Raw genomic sequence first — 23,901 nt, 5'->3', positions numbered from 1 at the left:
AGTCAGTACGAGGACGTGTCGACGGCGCCGGCGGCCTCACCGCCCGCGAGGATCGCGCGCAGCTCGCCGAGGATCGTCGCGCTCGCGCTCGTGCCGAGACGGGTGGCGCCGGCATCCCGCATCTCGAGCGCCGTCGCGAGCCCGCGCACGCCACCCGACGCCTTGACCTGCACCGCCGGCCCGACGCTCTCGCGCATGAGGCGCACGTCGGCCACGGTCGCCCCGCCGCCGCCGAAGCCCGTCGAGGTCTTGACGAAGTCCGCACCCGCGGTCTCCACGAGCCGGCTTCCGCGGGCGATCTGCTCGTCGTCGAGGTAGCTGGTCTCCAGGATCACCTTGACGATCCGCCCGTCCGCGGCATCCTTCACGGCACGGATGTCGTCGGCCACCGTGTCGTCGAAGCCCGAGCGCAGTGCTGCGATGTTGACGACCATGTCGAGCTCGCTCGCGCCGTCGGCGATCGCCTGGCGGACCTCGGCGACCTTCGCCTGTGTGGAGGTCGTGCCGTGGGGGAAGCCGATGACGGTGCCGACGGCCACGTCGCTGCCCGCGAGGTGTGCGACGGCGTGCGCGATGTCGGAGGGGCGCACGCATACGCTGAACACCCCCCACTCCCGGGCGATGTCGAGCTCGGCGTCGACCTCTGTGCGGGTCAGCTCGGGCTTGAGGATCGCGTGGTCGATCATGGCGGCGAGCTCGGCTTCGGTGATCTGCGGCATCCTCCCAGCCTACGGCGTCGATGCCGGCGATGATCGGCGGAACCGACCCGCGTTATACCCCAGGGGGGTATTATGACCGCATGGCCGTTGACACCCGAACCTCTGTGCTCGACATCACAGGCATGACGTGCGCCAGCTGCGTCGCCCGCGTCGAGCGCCGCCTGCAGGCGATCGACGGGGTCCACGCGCAGGTGAACCTCGCGACCGAGACCGCGCGCGTGACGCATCCGGCGGATCTCGACCCCGCGTTGCTGACGCGGGCCGTCGGCTCGGCGGGCTACGACGCGCGCGTGCGTCCGACACCGGGCCGCGGCCCGCGGGACGGGCACGGGGCGGCGATGGCCCCCGAGGCCCACCTGCACGACGGTGCGCACGAGAAGCACGAGGGCCACCACGCGGCGGTCGCATCCCCTGTGCGGGTCGTGGTCACGGCGCTGCTGGCCCTGCCGGTGGTCGCCGTCGCCATGGTGCCGGCCTGGCAGTTCCCCGGCTGGCAGTGGATGAGCCTCGTGCTCGCCACCCCCATCGTGCTCTGGGGCGGCTGGCCGTTCCACCGCGCCACGCTCGCCAACCTCCGCCACGGCGCCGTGACGATGGACACCCTCGTCACCCTCGGCACGCTGGCGGCCTATCTCTGGAGCGTCTGGGCGCTCGTGTTCGGCACCGCCGGCATGATCGGCATGACGCACGGCTTCGAGCTCGGGGCCGACCCCGCCTCGGCGATCTACTTCGAGGTCGCCTCGGTCGTCACGGTGTTCCTGCTCCTCGGCCGGTACATCGAGGACCGCGCACGACGGCGGGCCGGGCGGGCGCTGCGGGCGCTGCTCGAGCTCGGCGCGCCCGAGGTGGAGCTCGCGTCCGGTGCGCGCATCCCCACGGACCGCCTCGCCGTCGGCGACGAGTTCCTCGTGCGCCCCGGGCAGACGGTCGCAGCCGACGGCGTCGTCGTCGAGGGACGCGCCGCGCTCGACGAGAGCATGCTGACCGGCGAGTCGCTGCCGGTCGATGCGGTCGTCGGCACCGAGGTCACCGGCGGCACGGTCGCGCAGGGCGGCGTGCTGCGGGTGCGGGCGACCGGTGTCGGCGCCGACACGCGCCTCGCGCGCATCGCCGCGCTCGTCGAGAACGCGCAGCTCGGCAAGAGCCGGGCGCAGCGCCTCGCCGACCGCATCTCGGCGGTGTTCGTGCCGGTCGTCATCGCCCTCTCGGTGCTCACCCTGGGCGCCTGGCTCCTGGCCGGACAGCCGATCACCGCGGGGTTCACGGCCGCCGTGGCGGTGTTGATCGTCGCGTGCCCCTGTGCTCTGGGTCTTGCCACCCCGATCGCGATCCTGGTCGGCTCCGGACGCGGTGCGCAGCTCGGCATCCTGCTGACCGGGCCCGAGGCGATCGAGAACGCGGACCGCATCGATCTCGTCGCGCTCGACAAGACCGGGACGCTCACGACCGGCCGGATGTCGCTGATCGCCGCGGTGCCCGCGCCGGGCGTCGACGAGGCCGAGGCGCGGCTGCTCGTCGCCTCGCTCGAACACGCGAGCGAGCACCCGATCGGTCGTGCGATCGCAGCGGCGACGGACTCGCTGCTGCCGGTCGCCGACGTCGATGCGCTCGCCGGCCACGGACTCACGGGCGTCGTCGACGGCCGTTCCGTGTTCGCCGGGTCGCCGGAGTTCGCGCAGCGTCACACCGGAGCGCCGCTGCCGGCGGCGCTCCGCGCGGCGATCGAGGCCCACGAGCGGACCGCCACGGTCGTCGTCGGCGGGTGGGCCGGGACGGGTGAGGAGCCCGAGGCTCGGATCGTCCTCGCCGTGGCCGACACGCTGCGGCCCGAGGCCGCGCGCACCGTGGCCCGGCTGCGGGACGACGGACTCGAGGTCGTGATGGTGACCGGTGACGCCGAGCCGACGGCGCGTGCCGTCGCGGCGGCCGTCGGCATCGAACGCGTGCAGGCACGGGTGAGCCCGGAGGGCAAGGTCGCGCTCGTCGAGCAGCTGCGCGCCGAGGGCCGACGCGTCGCGATGGTCGGTGACGGCGTCAACGACGCCGCGGCGCTCGCAGCCGCCGACCTGGGGATCGCGGTCGGCGGGGGCACGGATGCCGCGGCCGCGGCGGGCGACATCGCCCTCACCGGCACCGACCTCGGCGGGGTCGTCACGGCGCTGCGGCTGGGCCGCCGCACGATGCGCGTCATCCGCGGCAACCTCTTCTGGGCCTTCGCGTACAACGTCGCCGCGCTGCCGCTGGCGGCGTTCGGCCTGCTGAACCCCATGATCGCCGGGGCGGCGATGGCGTTCTCCAGCGTGTTCGTCGTGCTCAACAGTCTGCGACTGCGCCGCGTGGGTACGGGCGCGGCGGACCGGGCCGGTTAGGGTCGGAGGACCGCCGCCGAGCCGAGGGAGAGATCGTGAACCTGCGTCCGGGACGAGCCGCCGTCCTTCTTCTCGCGCTCGGAGCCCTCTCCGTCGGGACCGCCGGCTGCGTTCCGGAGCCCGCAACCCCGACGAGCTCCGGAACGCCCTCGAGCACCGCTACCGCGTCCGCGGCGCCCACGACGACCCCCACCGCCTCGGCGACCCCCGTGCCCGGCATCGCCCTTCCTGCCTCGTGCGAACAGCTCTATTCGCCCGCGATGCTGCAGTCCCTGGAGGCGACGCGGACCCTCAACGATCCGGGGATCACGCTCTACGCGACGCAGGTCGTGCCCGCCCTGGAGATCCTCGAGTCCGGGATCCCGACGCTGCGTTGCACCTGGGGGGACCCCCGGTGGACCGGGGCTCGCGACGCAGGTCTCCATCGTCGACGCCGCGCAGGCCGCCCAGGTCCAGGACGCTCTGACCTCGAGCGGCTTCTCCTGCGAGGCGCTGTCGGGCGGAACGGTCTGCCGCACCCAGAGCCGCACAGTCGACATGGATGACAAGGTCGTCACCCGCGGCGAGACGCACTTCCTCCGCGGCAACGGCTGGATCACGACATCCTGGGTCGACGATCAACCCGACGGCTACACCGAGGACATCGTCGCCACGCTCTGGCGCTGAGGCGCACCGCGGCCGGCGTCGCCTCCTCGCGGGCGGACGGACACGTAGCTGCGCTACACTGTTCGCGGTCGTCGCAGTTGCACGGAGGCATCCCACGTGCTGACGCGCCCGACGACCCGCCCGCGTTCGTCCCGGCACCGAGCCGCCCGCGGGCATCGCCGGCCCCCGCGAGGGATCAGCCGGTGACGGAGGAATCCGGAACCGACGCTCAGGAGGAGCATGCCGACCACGGCACCCGCCGCCCGCACCAGCACCGCGCGGCGCACCCGTACCTCGTCCGCCCGACGCGATGACGAGGCCCCCCTCATCCCGATCCTCGCCCGAAAGGTCCGCGAGGTCGAAGCCAAGGCGCAGCGTGGCAAGCTGGGCCCGACCAATCGGGTCAAGTTCCAGGTCATCGCCTTCCTCGTGCGCGAGGAGCGTGCCCGCGTCAAGGCCGACGCCGAGCTCACCGATGGCGCGCGCAGCGAGCTGCTGAAGCGCCTCGACGGCGTCGCGACGATCCTCGCGAAGACCGCCGCGCGCGACACGTCCCTCATCCAGCTGCTCGAGGTCGACCAGGCGACCTCTCCGGTCGCGAAGCGCATGCGCCGCGACTGGCTGCTCGAGTCGGGTGCGGAGCTCCCCGCCGACGAGCTGATCATCACGGATGCGGCCCCGGCCAAGGCGACCGCGGCGCTCGTGCCGCCGCAGCTCGCCGAGCGCCAGGTGATCCCGCCGCAGGTCGAGGCGCGGCAGATGGCGCATCCCTTCCTCGCGCCCGACCTCGCGCTCCGCGCGCCCCGCGAGACCCCCCGCCGCCGTCTGGACGGCTGGGAGCTCATGGGCCCGCTGTACAAGGCGTTCGAGACGGGCGCCGGCGGCGGCTCCGCGTGCATGGAGCTTCCGCCCGTGCCCGAGTTCGACCGGCTCTCGCCCAAGGGCCTCGAGATCATGCCGCACCAGTCGCGGTTCCTGGAGGCGGTTCGCGAGGGGCACCGCTCGTTCCTCCTCGCGGACGAGCCGGGCCTGGGCAAGACCGCCGAGTCGGTGCTGGCAGCATCCGTCGCCGACGCGTATCCGCTGCTGGTGGTCGTGCCCAACGTCGTGAAGATGAACTGGGCGCGCGAGGTGGAACGCTGGACGCCGCAGCGCCGCGCGACGGTCATCCAGGGCGACGGGGAGGACATCGACGCCTTCGCCGACGTGTTCATCGTCAACTACGAGGTGCTGGATCGGCACCTCGCCTGGCTCGGCGAGATCGGTCTCGCGGGCATGGTCGTCGATGAGGCGCACTTCATCAAGAACCTCACCTCGCAGCGTTCCCGGAACGTGCTGGCGCTCGCCGCCGGCATCCGTGAGCGCATGAGCCACCCGCTCATGCTCGCGCTGACCGGCACCCCGCTCATCAACGACGTCGAGGACTTCGACGCGATCTGGCGCTTCCTCGGCTGGACCAACGGCACGAAGCCCGAGCCCGAGCTGATGGAGCGTCTCGACGAGACCGGTCTGACCCCGGCCGACAAGGCGTTCTACCCGGCGGCGCGGTCCGCGGTGATCTCGATGGGCATCGTCCGCCGACTGAAGACGGATGTCGCGAAAGACCTGCCCGACAAGCTCGTCGCCGATCTTCCCGTCGAGCTCGACGACGAATACGGCCGCTCCATCCGGCAGGCGGAGCGCGAGCTCGCGCAGCGTCTGGCCGCGCGCTACCGTCGCATCGTGGAGGCCCGCGGCGACCGGGGGCTCGCGATCGGGGAGATCGACGAGGATGTCGTGCGACTCGTCGCGCAGCATGAGCTCGACGAGTCGAAGGCGGCGGGCTCCGGCGAGGACAACGTGTTCTCGATGGTGCGCCGCATCGGCCAGGCAAAGGCGCTGCTCGCCGCGGACTACGCGGTGCAGCTGCAGCGCTCGGTCGGCAAGGTGGTCTTCTTCGCCAAGCACATCGACGTGATGGACGCCGCGGAGGCGCACTTCGCCGCGGCCGGGCTGCGCACCGTGTCGCTGCGCGGCGACCAGAGCGCGACATCCCGCCAGGCGGCGATCGACGCGTTCAACAACGATCCGGGCGTCTCCATCGCCGTCTGCTCGCTGACGGCAGCCGGTGTCGGGGTGAACATGCAGGCCGCCTCCAACGTCGTGCTGGCCGAGCTCAGCTGGACCGCGGCCGAGCAGACACAGGCGATCGACCGGGTGCACCGCATCGGGCAGGACGAGCCCGTGACGGCGTGGCGCATCATCGCGGCGCACACGATCGACACCAAGATCGCCGAGCTCATCGACTCGAAGCAGGGCCTCGCGCTCCGCGCCCTCGACGGTCACGCCGTCGAGCCCGGTTCGAGCGACTCCGTGCAGCTGTCGGCGCTCATGCACCTCACCCGCAGCGCGCTCGGCGCGGCCTAGGCACGGCCGCGCAGCTCGCCGCCGCACGGTGCCCGTGTGGCGGCGAGGTGCGCGCGGCGATAGTCTCGGTCTGGCAGCGTCGCCGGAATCTTTTGCACAGCTTTGAGGACCCACCCATGAAGATCGGCATCCTGACCAGTGGCGGAGACTGCCCCGGACTGAACGCGGTGATCCGCGGCGTCGTGCTCAAGGGCACGACCGTGCACGACATCGAGTTCGTCGGCATCCGCGACGGGTGGCGCGGCGTCGTCGACGGCGACTTCTTCCCGCTGACCAGGCACGAGGTGAAGGGCCTGTCCAAGGTCGGGGGCACGATCCTCGGCACGAGTCGCACGAACCCCTATGAGGGGCCGCGCGGGGGCGCCGAGAACATCTCGAAGACGCTCTACGGCCACCACATCGACGGGATCGTCGCGATCGGCGGCGAGGGCACCCTGGCCGCCGCCAACCGGCTCTTCCACGACGGCGTCAACGTGCTGGGCGTGCCCAAGACGATCGACAACGACCTGCGTGCCACCGACTACTCCTTCGGCTTCGACACGGCCGTGAACATCGCGACCGATGCCATGGACCGCCTGCGCACGACCGGCGACTCGCACCAGCGCTGCATGGTCGCGGAGGTCATGGGGCGTCACGTCGGCTGGATCGCGCTCCACGCGGGCATCGCCGCGGGCGCGCACGTGATCTGCATCCCCGAGGTGCCGATGTCGATCGACGAGATCGTCGAGCAGGTCAGCCGCGCCCACGACCGTGGTCGCGCGCCGCTCGTGGTGGTCTCGGAGGGCTTCACGCTCACCGGGATGGACGAGGCCTACAGCGACAAGGGACTGGATGCGTTCAACCGCCCCAGGCTCGGCGGCATCGGCGAGGTGCTCGCCCCGGAGATCGAGCGCATCACGGGGATCGAGACGCGCGCGACCGTGCTCGGCCACATCCAGCGCGGGGGCTCGCCCTCCGGATTCGACCGCGTGCTCGCGACGCGCCTGGGCCTGCATGCCGCCGACGCCATCGTGGACGGCGCCTGGGGGCAGATGGTCGCGATGCGCGGCACCGACATCGTGCGCGTCCCGTTCGAGGAGGCGCTGGGCGAGCTCAACACCGTCCCGCTGTACCGCTACGAAGAGGCCGCCGCCCTCTTCGGCTGACCCCCCCTCTGCATGTCCCACTTCGGACCGCTCGGTGTCCCACTTTCGACCGGTGAGGGGCATCGCTAGCGGTCACAACTGGGACATGCCTCGGCGGCGGGGCTCCTCCACAGGGCGGTGATGGATGCGGCGCCTCCACAGATCGGATCGGAGTCGTCGTCGCGCGCGGTGAGTCGAAGATCCTGGCGGGATGCCGCATCCGTCACCGCTTCCGAGCGAGCTCCCCGACTACTTCGCCGTCGCGCAGGCGCGAACGCTGGGCGTACCCGCTCAGCGTCTGGGGCGTCGCGACCTGCATGCGCCCTACCGGGGTGTTCGCGGTCGCGGCTCCGACACCGCCTCCGGGGACCTCCGCGACCAGTGCCTGCGTTATGCGCCGCGCCTGCGTCCGTGGCAGTTCTTCAGCCACGAGACCGCGCTCTCGCTCTATGGTGCTCCGACGCCGGACTGGCCGTATCGCCCGGCTCTGCACGTGTCGGCGCATCGACCGGCGCGGGAGCCCCGCATCGCGGGCGTCGTCGGACATCGCCTCCAGCTTCGCGAGCCGTTGACGGCGAGGGATGCCGCGGGCTTGCCGATCGAGCACGCCGTACGGGCGTGGCGGCAGTGCGGAACCCTGTGGGGACGGGATGACCTGATCGCCGCCGGCGAGTTCCTGGTCTCTGGCCCGCGCCCGCTCGCGACGGTCGAGGAGCTGCGCGACGAGGTGCAGGCCATGGGCGACACGACACGTGGCCTGCTCCGCCGTGCGCTCGCCGAGATGCGCGTCGGCGCGCGCTCGCCGCGAGAGACGCGGTTGCGGCTGCTGCTCGTGCGGGCGGGCCTGCCGCATCCGGAGATCAACTGGAATCTCCACGATCCCGACGGGCGCTTCGTCGCGGAGCTCGATCTCGCGTATCCGCGTTACCGGGTGTGCCCCGAGTACGACGGACGGGTCCACGCGGAGGATCCGGCGCAGTTCGCGCGCGATGCCGATCGCTGGGACCGCATCCGTGCGGCGGGGTGGGAACACGTCCGGATCCTCAACCACCACCTCCGCGGCTCAGGCGCGGCCGCCGTCGAGAAGGTCGCACGTGCGCTGCGCGCGCAGGGCTGGCGGCCCGGCCGCCTCTGATGCCGCGCGCCGTGCTGCGCTGTCTCGCGCTGTCTCGCGCTGTCTCGCGCTGTCTCGCGCTGTCTCGTGCTGGTCTTTGCGCCAGTCCGGCGTCGCTCTGCGCCGGCCCCTCTGTACCCATGTCCCAGTTTCGACCGGTTGCGGGCGCTCTGTGCGGCACGAACTGGGACATGCCCCGGTCGGAAGTGGGACATGCCGACGGGGGACAGCGCGCGGGGGAGAGGCGGAAGAGGGAGAGGCGGGATGTCGCGACTCAGGCCGAGGCGGTCTCGCGACTCAGGCCGAGGCGCCCTGGCCACCCGCCGAGGCGGCCTCGGCACCCGCCGGGGCGACCTCCGCGACGCCCAGCACGTCGAACAGCCACGCCAGCTCGAAGGCGCGCTCGCGCCACGAGTCGTAGCGTCCGCTGACGCCGCCGTGACCGGCGACCATCTCGCACTTCAGCAGGGCGTCCGCGCCCACCTCACGCAGCCGCGCGACCCACTTCGCGGGCTCGACGTAGAGCACGCGGGTGTCGTTGAACGAGGTGACCGCGAGGATCCGGGGGTAGCGCACCCCTTCGCGGACGTTCTCGTACGGCGAGTACGACCTCATGTACGCGTACACCTCGGGGTCGTGGAGCGGGTCGCCCCACTCGTCCCACTCGATGACGGTCAGGGGCAGCGAGGGGTCGAGGATCGTCGTCAGGGCGTCCACGAACGGCACGTCGGCGAGGATGCCGGCGAACAGCTCGGGCGCGAGGTTGGCGACCGCGCCCATCAGGAGCCCTCCGGCGGACCCGCCTTCGGCGACGAGCTGCGAGGCGGTCGTGAAGCCGTTGTCGATCAGGTGCAGCGCGCAGTCGACGAAGTCCGTGAACGTGTTGCGCTTGGTCAGCGTCTTGCCGTCCTCGTACCACTGCCGCCCCATCTCGCCGCCGCCGCGCACGTGGGCGACGGCGAAGATCACGCCGCGATCGAGCGCCGAGAGGCGGGCGACCGAGAAGCCCGGCTCGATCGAGTGCTCATAGGAGCCGTAGCCGTAGAGGTGGACGGGGCGGGGGGATGCCGCGGGGTCGCCGAACGAGCGCTTCCACACGAGCGAGATCGGCACCTGGGTGCCGTCCTGCGCGGTGGCCCACGCGCGCGCCTGACCGTAGTCGGCGGGGTCGTAGCCGCCGAGCACCGGCTGGCGCTTGCGCAGCAGCAGCTCGCCGGAGGCGACGTCGTAGTCGTACACGGTCGACGGCGTCGTGAACGAGCCGTAGCCGAGACGCAGGAGCGGGGGCGCCCATTCGGGGTTGCCCGCTGTGCCCACCGAGTACAGCGGCTCGTCGAAGGCGATCTCGGAGACCGCGCCGTCGGCGTAGTCGAGCATGCCCAGCCGGGCGAGTCCTTCGCGGCGGTATCCCACCACGGCCCAGTCGCGGAAGGTCGAGACCCCGAGCAGCCGACGTCCGGGCTCGTGCGGGAGCACGACCTCCCGGTCTCCCTCCGGGTCCTCGGCGGACACCCGCACGAGCTCGAAGTCGAGCGCGCCGTCGTTGTGCAGGACGAACAGCACGTCCCGACCGTCGATCACGGCATGCGAGGAGTCGTATTCGACCCCCTCCTGCCGCGGCCAGACGACGCGGGGCTCGCCACGCAGGTCGTCGGCATCCAGCAGCCACTCCTCGCTCGTGATCGACGAGCCGAGCCCGATCACGAGGTACCGGTCGCTGCGGGTGAACCCGGCGCCGACCCAGTACCGCTCGTCGGGTTCGTGGAACAGCTTCGTGTCCTGGTCGACCGGCGTGCCGATCTCATGCAGCCACACGGTGTCCGGTCGCCAGGCGTCATCCACGGTCGTGTAGACGACGAATCGCCCGTCGGGGGAGAGCGTGGCGCCCGCGAAGGTGCCCTCGATGACGTCGGGCAGGCTCTCGCCCGTGCGGAGGTCCCGCAGCCGCAGGGTGTACCGCTCGTCGCCGTCGAGGTCGACGCCGTACAGCAGGAGGTCGCCGGAGGTGGAGACCTCGAAGGATCCGAGCGAGAAGAACTCCTCGCCGTCCGCCTCCTCGTTGCCGTCGAGCAGCACCTGCTCGCCGGGCACGGGGGCGTCGGGCGACAGCTGCGGCGGCGTCCAGTCGTCGGGGGAGGCGAGGGGAGCGCGGCACTGGATGCCGTACTGCCGCCCCTCGACGGTGCGGCCGTAGTACCACCAGTCACCGCGACGCGTGGGGACGGACAGGTCCGTCTCGAGCGTGCGTCCCTTGATCTCGTCGAAGATGCGCTCGCGCAGGCCTGCGAGGTGCGCCGTGCGCGCCTCGGTGTAGGCGTTCTCCGTCTCGAGGTGCTCGCGCACGCGCGGATCGTCCTTCGCGCGGAGCCATTCGTACGGGTCGGTGAAGTCGTCGCCGTGGTGCGAGCGCACGCGGGGCTCACGGGCGGCGGGAGGGGGGACGGGGATGCTGCCGGTCACCCTCCCACGCTAATGGAGCGCGCCGGTCGTGGCCGCGCCGAGTTGACCCTCGCGGACACCGGTGCGAGGATTTCCCCGGCCCGGTTACCGGATGCTGAAATCACGGTGAACTGTTCGTTCGCACCGCCGATCCCGTCGGCATCCTTCTTGCCCTTCTGATCCGAAAGCGAACGGTGGACACCGCAGCCCTGATCGTCGTCCTGGTCATCGGCCTCGCCCTCTTCTTCGACTTCACCAACGGCTTCCACGACACCGCCAATGCGATGGCGACGCCCATCGCGACCGGCGCGCTCAAGCCCAAGGTCGCGGTGATGCTGGCGGCCGCGTTGAACCTGGTGGGCGCCTTCCTGTCGACGGAGGTGTCGAAGACGATCTCGCACGGGATCATCCGTGAGGACCAGATCACCCCGGCCGCGTTCCTGCCCCTGATCTTCGCCGGGCTCATCGGCGCGATCACGTGGAACATGCTGACCTGGCTCCTGGGACTGCCCTCCAGCTCGTCGCACGCCCTGTTCGGCGGCCTCATCGGCGCGACGATCGTGGGCGTGGGCGTTCTGGCGATCGACTTCGGCGTCGTGCTGAGCAAGGTCGTGCTGCCGGCGGTGATCGCGCCGTTCACGGCCGGCGTCATCGCGTTCGTCACGACCAAGGTCGCCTACGCAGTCACGCGCCGCTACGACGGCAAGCCCGACGGGCGCGACGGCTTCCGCTGGGGCCAGATCTTCTCCTCCTCGCTCGTCGCGCTCGCACACGGCACCAATGACGCGCAGAAGACCATGGGCGTCATCACCCTCGCGCTCATCATGGCGGGATGGCAGGATCCCGCGCACGCCGATCCGCAGCTGTGGGTGATCTTCGCCTGCGCGTTCACGATCGCCCTCGGCACCTACATGGGCGGCTGGCGGATCATCCGCACGATCGGCAAGGGCCTCACCGAGGTCAAGCCCGCCCAGGGGTTCTCGGCGGAGACGTCGACCGCGGCGACCATCCTCGCGTCCTCGGCCCTCGGCTTCGCGCTGTCGACGACCCAGGTGGCCTCGGGGTCGGTCATCGGCTCGGGCCTGGGCCGCCGCGGCTCGAAGGTGCACTGGCGCACGGTGGGGCGCATCGCGGTGGGCTGGCTCCTGACCCTTCCGGCCGCCGGCGCGGTGGGCGCGGTCGCGGCGCTGCTGGTGGCCTGGCTGGGCATCTGGGGCACCGTGATCGACGCCGTGCTCGCGATCGCGGTCGTGCTGGCCATCTTCGTGCGCTCGCGCCGCAACGAGGTCACGGCGGCGAACGCCATGAGCGAGGTCGCCGAGTCGGCGCGTGCCGTGGACCTCACGAGCGACCCGCCGCCCACGCGTCGTCAGCGGCAGGCCCTCCGTGCCCAGGCGCGGGCTGCGCGCAAGGCCGATCGACGTGAGCACGACAGGGATGCCGCGGCATCCCGCAAGAACGACCAGGAGCGGCGATGAACATCCAGATCGACTGGCTCGCGTTCGTGCACGTGTTCGTCGCGGCGTTGGCGGGTGCGGTCGTCGTGGTCGGCTCCTATGCGCTCGGCCTGCGGATGCTGGTGCGTGCCGGGCGCGCCCCGGTCGTCGCGCCGGCGGAGTTCACGGACGCCATCACGGTCATGTCGGAGAAGGCGCGGGCGCGGGCTGTGAAGGCGGCGGCGAAGGCGGCGAAGAAGAGCCCCCTGACGCCCGCTCAGCGCCGGCTCGCCCTCGTGGCCGCGTACGCGTCGTTCGCGCTCTGCGGGCTCGCCGTGCTCGGCGGGCTCGCGCTCATCGTCCTCGGTCGCTGACCCCGGCCCTTCTCCGCCCTTCCCGGGCCTGACCCCGGTCCCTTCCCGGGCCTGACCCCGGTCCCTTCCCGGCCCTGACCCCGGCCCCTTCCCGGCCCGGCCCTGACCCCGGCCCCTTCCCCGCCTGGTGGCATCCCCGCCACGTGCCCCGGGCGGCGGCATCCCGATCATGTCCCACTTCCGACCGGTGCATGTCCCAGTTCAGACCGCTCACCCGCGCGCCGAGCGGTCTGAAGTGGGACATGGGTCGGGTTGCCCGCGCGCCGAGCGGTCTGAAGTGGGACATGGGTCGGGTTGCCGGCGCGTCAGGCGGTCGGAAGTGGGACATGGGTGGGAGAGCTGGGACATGGGCGGGAGAGCTGGGACATGGGTGGGAGAGCTGGGACATGGGTGGGGGGAGGAGGACATGAGGGGAGAGAGGACAGGGGTGGGGGAGGGGGCGCCTAGGCTGGCGGCATGAGCGTCACGTCCGCGCGGTTCGGCCAGTACCCAGCGCCCCGGCGGGTGCTGCTGCACCTGAGTGACACCCACCTGCTCGCCGGCAACCCGCTTCTCGGCGGTCGATACGACACCGCCGAGAACCTCCGTCGCACGCTCGAGCGGGTGGAGCGGATGCGGCTGCGCCCCGACGCGATCGTGTTCACCGGTGATCTCACCGATCTCGGCGAGCCCGCCGCCTACGCCGCATTGCGCGCCGCGGTCGAGCCGGTCGCCGAGCGGCTGGGCGCACCTGTGGTCTGGGTCGCCGGCAACCACGACGAGCGGCCCGCGCTGCGTGCAGGACTCCTGGACGGCGAGCCGACGCAGGAGCCGGTGACCGGGGTCTGGGACCTCGGCGGGCTGCGCCTCATCGCCCTCGACACGACGGTCCCCGGCTGGCATCACGGCGAGCTCGACGACGCGCAGCTGCGCTGGCTCGTGGATGTCCTGCGCACACCGGTCGAGCTCGGAACGCTGCTCGCGATGCACCACCCGCCGGTGCCGAGCCACGTGCCGCTGTTCGACATCCTCGAGCTGCGCGATCAGCCACGGCTCGCGGCCGCGATCGCCGGCAGCGACGTGCGGGGCATCCTCGCGGGCCACCTGCACTACTCGACCAGCGGTCTGTTCGCCGGCGTCCCCGTGAACGTCGCGGCGGCCACCTGCTACACGATGGACCTCGCCCTCCCACCCGAGGAGGTCAACGGGATGGATGCCGGACAGTCGTTCCACCTGGTCCACGTGTACGACGACACCATCACGCACGCCGTCGTGCCGGTGACCGGGGCGGAGACCGCCGACTTCTTCAGCGCGGCGTGGGTCGAGCGGATGTCGGCGCTCTCCCCGCAGGAGCGCCTCGAGGCGTTCTCCCGCAAGCGACCGCGCTGACGCCGCCGCATTGACGCCGCGTCGCACGCCGGCGGCCCGCACGCCGCTCGCCGACGCGGCCGGTGGCTGGGCGTGCGGTGTACGGCGCGGCCAGCCGCCGGCGGGCGGGGCCCGACGTAGGCTCGAGGCATCCCTCGCACCGACAAGGATGACGCATGGACACCCACGCAACGACGCGCACCCGTACTGAGACCGACTCGCTGGGATCGCTCGAGATCCCCGCCGGAGCCTACTGGGGCATCCACACGGCACGAGCGCTCGAGAACTTCCCGATCGCGAAACGGCCGATCTCCGTCTATCCCGAGCTCATCACGGCGCTCGCCATGGTGAAGCAGGCGGCGGCCCGTGCCAACCGCGACATCGGGGTGATCCCCGCCGACAAGGCCGAGCTCATCGATCGCGCCGCGCAGGAGGTCATCGACGGCCGCTTCCACGACCAGTTCGTCGTGGGCGTCATCCAGGGCGGGGCGGGCACCTCGACCAACATGAACGCGAACGAGGTCATCACCAACGTCGCGCTGGAGCTGGCCGGGCGTCCCAAGGGCGACTACGCCTTCCTCTCGCCGATCGACCACACGAACCGCAGCCAGTCGACCAACGACGTCTATCCGACCTCCATCAAGGTCGGGCTCTCGCTGGCGCTCGGGAGCCTGCTGAGCGAGCTCGCTCAGCTGCGGCAGGCATTCAGCGCCAAGGCGGTCGAGTTCCACGATGTGCTCAAGGTCGGGCGCACCCAGCTCCAGGACGCCGTGCCGATGACACTGGGGCAGGAGTTCCACGGGTTCGCCACGACGCTCGGCGCCGACGAGCAGCGGCTGCGGGAGAACGCACAGCTGCTCCACGAGATCAACCTGGGGGCGACCGCGATCGGAACCGGGATCACGACCCACCCCGACTACGCCGCATCCGTCGCCGGGCACCTCCGGGCGATCTCGGGGCTCGACCTCGAGACGGCCGCCGACCTCGTCGAGTCCACGAGCGACACGGGCTCGTTCATGTCGTTCTCGGCATCCCTCAAGCGCAACGCGATCAAGCTGTCGAAGATCTGCAACGATCTGCGTCTGCTCTCCTCCGGCCCGCAGGCGGGCCTGGGCGAGATCAACCTGCCGGCCCGCCAGGCGGGGTCGAGCATCATGCCCGGGAAGGTCAATCCCGTGATCCCGGAGGTCGTCAACCAGGTCGCCTTCTCGGTCGCCGGCGCCGATCTGACCGTGACGATGGCGGTCGAGGGCGGCCAGCTGCAGCTCAACGCCTTCGAGCCCGTCATCGCGCACTCGATCTTCCAGTCGATCACCTGGATGCGGCAGGCCATGTGGACGCTGCGGGTCAACTGCGTCGAGGGCATCACCGCGAACCGCGACCGCCTGGGGGCGATGGTCGGCTCCTCGGTGGGCGTCATCACGGCGCTCACGCCCTTCATCGGCTACGCGGCGGCCGCGGCTCTCGCGAAGACCGCGCTGCTGACGGGGCACAACGTCGCCGACCTCGTCGTGGAGGCGGGGCTCATGTCGCGGGAGGAGGTCACCAAGCAGCTCTCGCCCGCGCGGCTGTCGGGCCTCGAGGCCGTCACGGCCGCGATCCCGGTGGTCGGCGCGCGATCAGCGCGCGACCAGATCTGAGCGATATCCCACACCTGGGGAGCCGGACCCGCTACGGTCGTGTCTGCACGAGCGGCAGCCGCCGCGTCCACGAGAGGGGAAACCGATGACCGAGCCCGCCGCCTACCCGCCGCCACCCGCCAACCAGCCCGTCACGAGCGCGGACGGGCCCGTCCCGGGCAAGACGCTCGGGATCGTGGCGTTCATCCTGTCGTTCTTCATCCAGATCGTCGCCCTGATCCTCGGCATCGTCGCCCTCGTGCAGAGCCGCAAGGCCGGCGCGAAGAACGGCTGGGCCCTTGCCGCGATCATCATCAGCGCCGTGCTCCTCGTGCTCTCTGTGGTCATCGGCATCCTCATCGGGGTGGCGACGGCAAGCTTTGCCGCCGCCGCGATCGACGCCTGCCGCCAGGTCGACTTCACGGGATCCGTCACGGTCAACGGCGTCGTCGTGCAGTGCACGTCGTCGATGGCGGGCTGAGTCCGGCAGATCGTGTGAAGCGCGATGCGCCGGATCATCGAGGACCCGGCGCATCGCGCTTCTGCGCATCATGCGCACGCAGGCGTCAGTCCAGGATGCGGCAGTGCGTCGTGAGCTCGCCGATGCCGTCGATGCCGACCGTGACCGTCGAGCGGTCGCGGAGGAAGATCTGCGGGTCGCGGGAATAGCCCGCGCCCCCGGGGCTGCCGGTGGAGATGAGGGTCCCCGGCAGCAGGGTCACCGACTGCGACAGGTGCGAGACGAGGGCGGCGACGCCGCGGATCATCTGGCCGGTCGACGCATCCTGCACGCGATGTCCGTCCACGACCGTCCAGATGTGGAGGTCCTGCGGGTCGGGGATCTCGTCGGCCGTGACGACGTAGGGGCCGGTGGGGGTGAACCCGTCGAAGGACTTGCAACGGCACCACTGCGCCTCGGAGAACTGGATGTCGCGGGCCGTGATGTCGTTGACGACGGTGTAGCCCCACACGTGGTCGAGCGCCTCGTCGACGGACACGTCCTTGGCGGGCCGGCCGATGATGACGCCCAGCTCGGCCTCGTAGTCGACGGACTCGCTGAGCGAGCGCGGCCAGGAGGTCGTCCCGTCGTGGCCGGTCAGCGAGTTCGGCCACAGCACGAACACGGTCGGGGTCTTGTCGGTCTTCAGCCCCAGCTCGCCCGAGTGCGCCGCGTAGTTCAGCCCGACGGCGAGCACGACCGGCGGCGTCCGGCTGGCGGAGGCGAACTCCGCCGTCGCGAGGTCGATCCCGCCGGACACGCCGGCGGCCGCGTCGCGGACGCGCTCGCGCAGCTCGTCCCCGCCGGCGATCAGCTCCTCGAGCGCCGCGGGGGCGCCGGGGAAGAGCTCGTCGACATACACCGCCTTCCCGGGTTCCGTGACCAGCACCAGTCGTGGTGCTCCCTCCGAGCGGATGTGGGCGAAGCGCATCTGACCAGGCTACCGGCGTGCTCCTCGTAGGCTGTCGATATGAGCGATCACGGGCGCGATCGATACGACCGATATCCCCCTGCGCAGGGGGCGTACCCCTCGCCGCTCGCGCAGCCGCTGCGGCCCGACGCCCCCGGCGTGGCGCCTGCGCCGGGGGCGACCGCAGGCATCCCCACGGTCCGGGTGCGTCGCATCGGTGCGGCGGCGATCTGGGGCCTCGCCGTGCTGGCCGTGCTGCTCGCCGTCCTCGTCGCCTACTTCCTCGCCGCCCTCGGGGTGGGCGCCTCGATCGCGGGGATGGTGCTGGCGCTCGTTCCGCTCACGGTCGTGCTGCTCGCGCTGCGCGCGGTCGACCGCTGGGAGCCGGAGCCGCGGCTGCTGGTGGTCCTCGCGGTGGCGTGGGGCGCGATCGGTGCGGTCGCCATCGCGCTGGGGGTCGATCTCGTCCTGCGGCTGGCGTTCGGACCCGGCGACTCCGCGGCGGCGGATGCGCTCGGCGCCGTCGTGCAGGCGCCCGTCGTCGAGGAGCTCGCGAAGGGGCTGGGCGTGCTGCTCATCCTCCTCGCGGGGCGGCGCGCCTTCGACGGCCCGGTCGACGGCATCGTGTACGGGGGACTCATCGGCGCGGGGTTCGCGTTCACCGAGAACATCCAGTACTTCGGGATCGCGCTCATCGAGGGCGGCGCGACCCAGACGACCGTCACGTTCTTCCTCCGCGGCATCCTCTCGCCCTTCGCGCACGTCATGTTCACCGCCGTCACCGGCTTCGCGGTCGGGCTGGCGGTGCGACGGGGGCGTGCCGTCGCGGGTCCCTGGTTCGCCGGGGTCGTGGGGGCGATGGCGCTGCACGCGCTGTGGAACGGCTCCTCGGTGCTCGGCGACTTCTTCGCGCTCTACCTCGTGCTGCAGGTGCCGCTGTTCATCCTGTTCGTCGTCGGCGTCATCGCCTTGCGGGCAGAGGAGGCGCGGCTCACCCGGGAGCGGCTGGGGGAGTTCGCGGCCGCAGGATGGTTCACGGCCGAGGAGGTGCGATTGCTCGCGACGGGCTCTGGCCGCCGCGCGGCTCTGGCCTGGGCCGGGCGCCTGCGCCCGGACAGGCGCCCGCAGATGCGGGCCTTCATCCGCGAGGCGACGGCGCTCGCCGCGAGCCGGCAGCGGGTGCTGACCGGACGCGACCCCGGAGCGGCGGCCGAGCAGCAGGCGTTGCTCGCCCGCACGCAGGCGGCTCGGCGCGCACTGTTCGCGGCCTGACCCGTTCGACATCCGCTGTGCGCCCGTCCGTCCGCGGCGGGGACGTCTGCCGGGAACGCGGCGGGGACATCTGCCGGAAACACCGTGCCCCTACTGTGTGAATCGATCAGTTCACTCAGGAGGCAACGCGATGACCGTCCGTGACCTGGTGGCCCTGCCGAAGGGCCACCTCCACATCCATCTCGAGGCCGCGATGCGACCGGAGACGCTCGCCGAGCTCGCGGACGTCGCCGGTGTCGTCGTGCCCCCCACGACCGGCTTCGCGGGCTTCGCGGCGTTCGCCGGGATGTATCAGGGGCTGCTGGCGGTCCTCGCCTCTCCCGCGAACCTGGAGCGGCTGATCGACGAGGCGGTCGCGGATGCCGCTCGCGACGGGGTCGTCTACATCGAGTTCGGGGTGAGCCCGCAGCTGTACGACGCGTCGTTCGGCTCGGCGGCCGCGGCCCTCGACGCGCATCTCTCGGCGGCAGGGGCGGCCGGCGCGCGGCACGGCGTCGAGGTGGCGCTCATGGTGACCGTCGACCGCACGCAGAGCCCTGAGGAGGCGATCGCCCTGGCGCGACTGGCGGCATCCCGTGCCGACGCCGGCGTCGTATCGCTGGGGCTCGCGAACGAGGAGCGCGGCTACCCGGCGGAGCTCTTCGAGGAGGCCTTCGCGATCGCCCGTGCCGCAGGGCTCCAGTCGGCGCCGCACGCCGGCGAGCTCGTCGGCGCGGAGTCGGTGCGTCAGGCCGTCGAGGTGCTGCGCGCCGATCGCGTGCTGCACGGTGTCCGTGTGATCGAGGACCCGGAGCTCGTCGCGCTCGTGGCGGAGCGGGGCGTCTGCCTGGATGTGTGCCCCACCTCGAACGTGCTGCTCGACGTGGTCGGCGAGCTGGCCGGCCATCCGCTGCCGCGGCTGCTGGATGCCGGGGTGCGCTGTTCGATCAACGCCGATGACCCGATCCTGTTCGGTCCCGGCATCCTCGAGGAGTACACCGCCGCCCGCGAGGTGATCGGCCTCTCGGACGAGCAGCTCGCCGCATGCGCGTGGAGCTCGATCGAGACGACGCGGGCTTCGGCGCAGACCAAGGCGCGTGCGCGCGCCGGCATCGACGCGTGGATCGCCTCGTGAGCGGCGGGCTGCGCTTCGGCGTCTTCGAGGTCTACGCGCCGCAGGTGGGCGGCACGTACAGCTGGGCTCATCCCGAGTGCGACGCCGTGGACTACCTCGATCCCGAGCGGTGGGTCCGCATGGCCCGCATCATGGACCGCACCGGCTACGACTTCCTGTTCTTCGCGGACGGCTTCGGCTACCCGATGCAGGACGGCGACATCAGCCGCGCCTGCCTCACCGCCGCGATCAACTTCTCGGGGCTGGACCCGTCCACCGTCATCCCCGTGCTCGCGCGCGAGACCGAGCGGCTCGGGTTCGTCGTGACGGCGACGACCGGAATGGACCACCCGCTGCCGCTCGCGCGCCGCTTCGCGACGCTCGACCACCTGACGGCCGGCCGCATCGGCTGGAACGTGGTGACCGGCGCCTCGCAGAACGCGGTGGCCGAGCTGTTCGGGCACGACGGCATGCGTGCACACGACGACCGCTACGCGATGGCGAACGAGTACGTCGAGCTCGCTCGCACGTACTGGGAGCAGGTGTGGGACGACGACGCGCTGGTCGCCGACGCGGAGCGCGGCGTCTACATCGAGCCGGACCGCATCCATCGGGTGGACTACCGCGGCGACCACTACCGGTCGCGCGGCTACTTCGGGGCGCCGCCGTCGCCGCAGCGCACGCCCGTCATCTTCCAGGCGGGCACCTCGGCCCAGGGCAAGGCGCTCGCCGCGGCGCACGCGGAGGCCGTGTTCATCCAGGGGACGACACCGGAGCTCACGGCTCGCAACGTCGCCGACATCCGCCGCCTCGCCGCCGAGGCGGGGCGCGACCCGTCGAGCATCCGTATCATGGCCGGTCTCACTGCGATCGTCGGCGAGACGGCGGCGGAGGCGGAGCGGCTGTGGGGCGAGTTCTGGGCCATGCAGTCCGATGAGGTGGTCGCGGCGCTCTACGCGGGCAACACCGGCATAGACCTGCTGCAGCTGGACCCGGACGGCACGCTCGAGCAGGTGCTCGGCACCGGCGTCGTCGGCCAGATGGGGACCAGCAACATCGAGCGCTTCCTCGGGACGCCCGACCGTCCGGCGCCCACCGTGCGCGAGATCCTGGAGGAGCTGCGGGGGAGGGGCACTCGCGGGTTCCGGCTGGTGGGCGACCCGGACGCCGTGGCCGAGGGCGTCGCGGACCTCGCCGAGCGCACGGGACTGGACGGCTTCCTGCTCGAGCCCGTCTTCGGCACGCGTGACGTCGCGGCGTTCGGCGAGCTCGTGCTGCCGCGCCTCCGTGAGCGCGGGCTCGTCCCGGAGCCGGCGGGCCCCACGCTCCGTGAGCGGATGTCGGGCGTCGCCGGCGGTGCACGCCTTCCACGTCCGGCGTCGAGCCGTCACTAAACGCACGAAACGGCGCCGCGGAAGCGCGTTTACTGACGGCTCGGCGGGAAGAGCGTCCCCACGGCGGCGTCGTGTGCCGCATCCAGCTCTGCGGGATCGCCGCCCGTGAGCAGCTCCGCCTGCAGGCCCCGCCACAGCGCGAGGACCTGCAGGGTCGCGAGCCGTGCCTCGGGCTCGCCCCAGCCGTGTGCGACGAACGCGGCCTGGATCCCCGCAGGCCAGTGCCGGTGCAGCACGTCGAGCTGCGCCGGGTGCTGAGCCGGCTCCCGGATCGTGAGGGTCAGCATGTCGAAGAAGAGTCGCAGATAGGGCACGTTCTCCGGCGCGCGCAGCCGGCGCCACCCCGCGCACAGCAGGGGGCCGAGGGGCGTGTCGCCCTGCAGGGAGGGGATGAGACCGGCGAGCTCGGGGAATCGCTCGTATGCCCGCTGCACGGCGGCCGTCAACAGCCCGTCCTTCGAGCCGAAGTAGTAGAGCAGCATGCGGTTGTTCGAGCCGATCGCGCGGGCGAGCGCCGACAACGACAGGCCCCACAGGCCGCGCTCGAGGATGACGTCGACGGCCGCGTCGAGCAGTCGCTGCGCCTCCGGGGTGTGTTCGGCGGACATGCGTGACAGCCTACGGACAGACTCAGCGCCCGGTGCAGCGGCGATGCCTGCGTGTCTACCGGGCGCTGAGTTGGCCTGGGATCAGGATGCGTCGAACCGCTGCCGGTGTCAAGACCCGTCGCGGACACGCCCCGGGGCAGGCGCGTGTCCGGGCGGCATGCTTGGATGGGTCGCATGACTGACAACCGCACCAAGCCCGAGATCGACGCGCCCACCGGAGACGCGCCCGCAGACCTCGTCATCCGCGACCTCATCGTGGGCGACGGCGCCGAGGCGAAGCCCGGCGACACCGTGACCGTGCACTATCTCGGCGTCGAGTTCGAGACCGGCGAGGAGTTCGACTCGTCGTGGAACCGTGGCGAGAGCATCCAGTTCCCGCTGCGCGGGCTCATCCAGGGCTGGCAGGACGGCATCCCCGGCATGAAGGTCGGCGGACGTCGTGAGCTCGTCATCCCTCCCCACCTCGCCTACGGCCCGGCCGGCGGCCACTTCCTCGGCGGCAAGACGCTGATCTTCGTGATCGATCTCATCTCCGTCGGCTGACAAACCTCCATTCGAAGGAATAGACTTCTCGCGCCGCCGGTTGTCGACATCGACAGTCGCGACGTGCGCGACCAACGACCTGGAGAAAACATGACCACCACGATCGACGTCCCTGGTTACAAGTCCGGCACCTGGGTGCTCGACCCCGCGCACAGCGAGGTCCGCTTCTCCGTGCGCCACATGATGATCTCGAAGGTGCGCGGCTCCTTCGGCTCCTTCAGTGCCACGATCACGGCTCCCGAGAACCCCCTCGAGGCCACCGTCACGGCGTCCGTCGAGACGGCTTCGGTCAACACGAACGACGAGGGGCGCGACAACCACCTGCGTTCCGCCGAGTTCTTCGACGCCGAGAACTACCCGACGCTCGACTTCGTGTCCACGGGTGTGCGCTACGAGGGTGGCGACTTCTTCGTCGACGGCGACCTGACCATCAAGGGCATCACCAAGCCGGTGACGTTCGAGGTCGAGTTCGGCGGCTTCGGCACCGACCCGTGGGGCAACTACAAGGCGGGCGCGACGGCCAAGGCCGTCATCGACCGTGAGCAGTTCGGCCTCACCTGGAACGCGGCGCTCGAGACCGGCGGTGTGCTCGTCGGCAAGGACGTCACGATCGAGCTCGACCTGCAGGGCTCGATCCAGGCCTGACCGGCCGGTCTCCCGAACGGGGCGGATGCTGCGGCATCCGTCCCGTTCGTCGTTGCGGTGCGGCGTCCCCGCCCGTCTCGGAGCGCATCTGCACGTCAGGGAACCGGGTGGTCCGCGTCGTAGGCGCGGAACCCGGGGGAGAACCTCACGAGCACGCCCACGATCGCGATGATCAGCAGTCCGCCCAGGAGTGGCGGGAACCACAGCGTCGTGAAGGTGGCGAGCGCGCCCGCATAGAGCGCACCGATCCGCGGGCCGCCCGCGACGACCACCATGAACACCCCCTGCAGCCTGCCGCGGATGGCGTCCGGGACGGCAGACTGCATCATGGTGGAACGGAAGATCGCGCTCACGTTGTCGGCCGCACCCGACACCGCGAGTGCGACGCAGGCGAGCGCGATCAGCACCAGGTTCGGGGCTGTTCTCGTCGACGACGGCCGGGGCGAACCAGCCGAGCTGCGCCGCGACCAGGACGAGCCCGAAGATCGCGATCGCCGCGCCGTAGACCTGCACCGATCGCTGGATCCCGACGCCGTGGTGGCGGATGCGCCCGAGCGGTCCGGAGAAGGCGCTGCAGAGGAACGCGCCGAGGGCGACGGCGGCCGTCAGCACGCCGGTCGTGATCGCGCCGCCGCCGAGGAGGACCGCTCCGATGCCGGGGAACAGGGCGAGCGGCTGGCCGAACGTCATCGCGATGATGTCGATGACGTACTGGAGCCGGATGTTGGCGGCGCGGCGGAGGAAGCGCATGCCGTCGCGGAGGGACTCCCATCCGGGCTTCACGATCTCGCCCTCGGGGCGGATCGAGGGCAGCGTCCAGAGCCCGAGGAACAGCGATGTCATGAGGACGACGTCGATCGAGTACGTCCAGGCGTAACCCGCTGTCGCGACGAGGACACCAGCGAGAGCGGGCCCGGCCATCACCATGATCCCGATCGTGATCCCCTGCAGCGCGGCGGCCGCCGGTAGCAGCTCGCGGGGGAGCAGCCGCGGCGTGATCGCCCCCTTGGTCGCGCTGACGATCGAGTTGGCGCACGAGTTGACGATGCTCAGGGCGTAGAGCCACCACACCGTCTCCGCGCCCGTCCAGGTGAGAGCGGCGAGCAGCGCGGTCGAGGCGAAGGTGACGAGCGCCGCGGTGAGCGCGACGGTGCGGCGGTCGAACGCATCCGCCAGCATGCCGCCGTAGAGCCCGGCGATGACCATGGGCACGAGGCCGGCGACGGCGACCATCGCGACCGCGAAGTCGGAGGCGGTCAGCGCGTACACCTGGAGCATGACGGCGACGATGGTCAGCTGTCCGCCCATGCCCGACAGGGTCGAGCCGATCCACATCCGTGCGAAC

General features: G+C 71.5%; 20 protein-coding genes and 1 pseudogene. 15 read left to right on the top strand and 6 right to left on the bottom strand.

The annotated features are described in order from the left end of the window. Window positions 1-2: 2 nt before the first annotated feature. A complete protein-coding gene (gene deoC, locus QE381_RS06420) occupies window positions 3-719 on the bottom strand; it encodes a deoxyribose-phosphate aldolase (RefSeq protein ID WP_307216509.1) in 717 nt (238 codons plus the stop codon). Window positions 720-799: 80 nt separating this feature from the next. Here deoC and QE381_RS06415 point away from each other — a divergent pair, with 80 nt between their 5' ends. The 5 genes from QE381_RS06415 (at window position 800) to QE381_RS06395 (ending at window position 8,398) form a co-directional block, all read left to right on the top strand. Continuing rightward, the gene (locus tag QE381_RS06415; protein WP_307216508.1) at window positions 800-3,088 is read left to right on the top strand and encodes a cation-translocating P-type ATPase; all 2,289 of its coding nucleotides are present in this window, start codon (window positions 800-802) and stop codon (window positions 3,086-3,088) included. 537 nt (window positions 3,089-3,625) lie between these two features. Next, window positions 3,626-3,754: a hypothetical protein gene (locus QE381_RS06410; protein ID WP_307216507.1), complete on the top strand. Its 129-nt coding sequence runs from the start codon at window positions 3,626-3,628 to the stop codon at window positions 3,752-3,754. A gap of 219 nt (window positions 3,755-3,973) precedes the next feature. Beyond that, window positions 3,974-6,139 carry a DEAD/DEAH box helicase gene (locus QE381_RS06405; RefSeq protein WP_307216506.1) on the top strand — a complete coding sequence of 722 codons (2,166 nt, stop codon included), beginning with the start codon at window positions 3,974-3,976 and terminating at the stop codon, window positions 6,137-6,139. A gap of 116 nt (window positions 6,140-6,255) precedes the next feature. Continuing rightward, complete coding sequence (locus QE381_RS06400; protein ID WP_307216504.1) at window positions 6,256-7,284, top strand: ATP-dependent 6-phosphofructokinase; 1,029 nt, start codon at window positions 6,256-6,258, stop codon at window positions 7,282-7,284. A gap of 190 nt (window positions 7,285-7,474) precedes the next feature. Next, on the top strand, window positions 7,475-8,398 hold the full coding sequence (locus QE381_RS06395; protein ID WP_307216503.1) for a hypothetical protein: 924 nt from the start codon (window positions 7,475-7,477) through the stop codon (window positions 8,396-8,398). Window positions 8,399-8,674: 276 nt separating this feature from the next. Here the strand turns inward: QE381_RS06395 and QE381_RS06390 are convergent, their stop codons facing one another. Then, entirely contained in the window at window positions 8,675-10,837 is a 2,163-nt protein-coding gene (locus tag QE381_RS06390) for a S9 family peptidase (protein ID WP_307216502.1), read from the bottom strand. 173 nt (window positions 10,838-11,010) lie between these two features. On the opposite strand from QE381_RS06390, the gene QE381_RS06385 reads away from it, so the two are divergent. From QE381_RS06385 to QE381_RS06365, 5 genes are all read left to right on the top strand, one after another. Then, window positions 11,011-12,294, top strand: a complete 1,284-nt coding sequence (locus QE381_RS06385; RefSeq protein ID WP_307216501.1) for an inorganic phosphate transporter — start codon at window positions 11,011-11,013, stop codon at window positions 12,292-12,294. Then, window positions 12,291-12,626, top strand: coding sequence for a peptidase (locus QE381_RS06380; RefSeq protein WP_307216500.1), 336 nt, complete (start codon window positions 12,291-12,293; stop codon window positions 12,624-12,626). The genes QE381_RS06385 and QE381_RS06380 overlap by 4 nt, the downstream gene beginning before the upstream one ends. Before the next feature lie 456 nt (window positions 12,627-13,082). Beyond that, on the top strand, window positions 13,083-13,994 hold the full coding sequence (locus QE381_RS06375; protein ID WP_307216498.1) for a metallophosphoesterase: 912 nt from the start codon (window positions 13,083-13,085) through the stop codon (window positions 13,992-13,994). A gap of 155 nt (window positions 13,995-14,149) precedes the next feature. Beyond that, window positions 14,150-15,613: an aspartate ammonia-lyase gene (locus QE381_RS06370; RefSeq protein WP_307216497.1), complete on the top strand. Its 1,464-nt coding sequence runs from the start codon at window positions 14,150-14,152 to the stop codon at window positions 15,611-15,613. Between the two features lie 85 nt (window positions 15,614-15,698). Further along, on the top strand, window positions 15,699-16,073 hold the full coding sequence (locus QE381_RS06365) for a DUF4190 domain-containing protein (protein WP_307216495.1): 375 nt from the start codon (window positions 15,699-15,701) through the stop codon (window positions 16,071-16,073). A gap of 85 nt (window positions 16,074-16,158) precedes the next feature. Here the strand turns inward: QE381_RS06365 and QE381_RS06360 are convergent, their stop codons facing one another. Next, window positions 16,159-17,022 carry a fumarylacetoacetate hydrolase family protein gene (locus tag QE381_RS06360; RefSeq protein ID WP_307216494.1) on the bottom strand — a complete coding sequence of 288 codons (864 nt, stop codon included), beginning with the start codon at window positions 17,020-17,022 and terminating at the stop codon, window positions 16,159-16,161. Window positions 17,023-17,061: 39 nt separating this feature from the next. Between QE381_RS06360 and QE381_RS06355 the strand changes: the two genes are divergently transcribed. The 3 genes from QE381_RS06355 to QE381_RS06345 all read left to right on the top strand — a co-directional run bounded on the left by QE381_RS06355 (window position 17,062) and on the right by QE381_RS06345 (window position 20,760). Beyond that, window positions 17,062-18,273, top strand: a complete 1,212-nt coding sequence (locus QE381_RS06355; protein ID WP_307216492.1) for a PrsW family intramembrane metalloprotease — start codon at window positions 17,062-17,064, stop codon at window positions 18,271-18,273. Between the two features lie 130 nt (window positions 18,274-18,403). Beyond that, window positions 18,404-19,387, top strand: a complete 984-nt coding sequence (gene add, locus QE381_RS06350) for an adenosine deaminase (RefSeq protein WP_307216490.1) — start codon at window positions 18,404-18,406, stop codon at window positions 19,385-19,387. Further along, window positions 19,384-20,760 carry an NtaA/DmoA family FMN-dependent monooxygenase gene (locus QE381_RS06345; RefSeq protein WP_307216488.1) on the top strand — a complete coding sequence of 459 codons (1,377 nt, stop codon included), beginning with the start codon at window positions 19,384-19,386 and terminating at the stop codon, window positions 20,758-20,760. Before add ends, QE381_RS06345 begins: the two co-directional genes overlap by 4 nt. 29 nt (window positions 20,761-20,789) lie before the next feature. Here QE381_RS06345 and QE381_RS06340 read toward each other — a convergent pair whose 3' ends face one another. Beyond that, a complete protein-coding gene (locus QE381_RS06340) occupies window positions 20,790-21,368 on the bottom strand; it encodes a TetR/AcrR family transcriptional regulator (protein WP_307216486.1) in 579 nt (192 codons plus the stop codon). A gap of 174 nt (window positions 21,369-21,542) precedes the next feature. Between QE381_RS06340 and QE381_RS06335 the strand changes: the two genes are divergently transcribed. Both QE381_RS06335 and QE381_RS06330 read left to right on the top strand, forming a co-directional pair. Then, window positions 21,543-21,911 carry an FKBP-type peptidyl-prolyl cis-trans isomerase gene (locus QE381_RS06335; RefSeq protein ID WP_307216484.1) on the top strand — a complete coding sequence of 123 codons (369 nt, stop codon included), beginning with the start codon at window positions 21,543-21,545 and terminating at the stop codon, window positions 21,909-21,911. Window positions 21,912-22,001: 90 nt separating this feature from the next. Continuing rightward, window positions 22,002-22,556 (top strand): YceI family protein, encoded by a 555-nt coding sequence (locus tag QE381_RS06330; RefSeq protein WP_307216482.1) that lies wholly within the window; start codon window positions 22,002-22,004, stop codon window positions 22,554-22,556. A gap of 95 nt (window positions 22,557-22,651) precedes the next feature. Here the strand turns inward: QE381_RS06330 and QE381_RS06325 are convergent, their stop codons facing one another. Next, on the bottom strand, window positions 22,652-22,885 hold the full coding sequence (locus QE381_RS06325) for a hypothetical protein (protein ID WP_307216481.1): 234 nt from the start codon (window positions 22,883-22,885) through the stop codon (window positions 22,652-22,654). Between the two features lie 172 nt (window positions 22,886-23,057). Further along, window positions 23,058-23,864: pseudogene (locus QE381_RS06320) on the bottom strand (MFS transporter); the annotation flags it as partial. Between the last annotated feature and the right edge of the window lie 37 nt (window positions 23,865-23,901).

The organism is Microbacterium sp. SORGH_AS_0888, assembly GCF_030818905.1.
In the GTDB taxonomy this organism is placed as follows: domain Bacteria; phylum Actinomycetota; class Actinomycetes; order Actinomycetales; family Microbacteriaceae; genus Microbacterium.
Note: the sequence above shows the minus strand (reverse complement) of the source record. Positions and strands in the feature narration are given on the sequence as shown.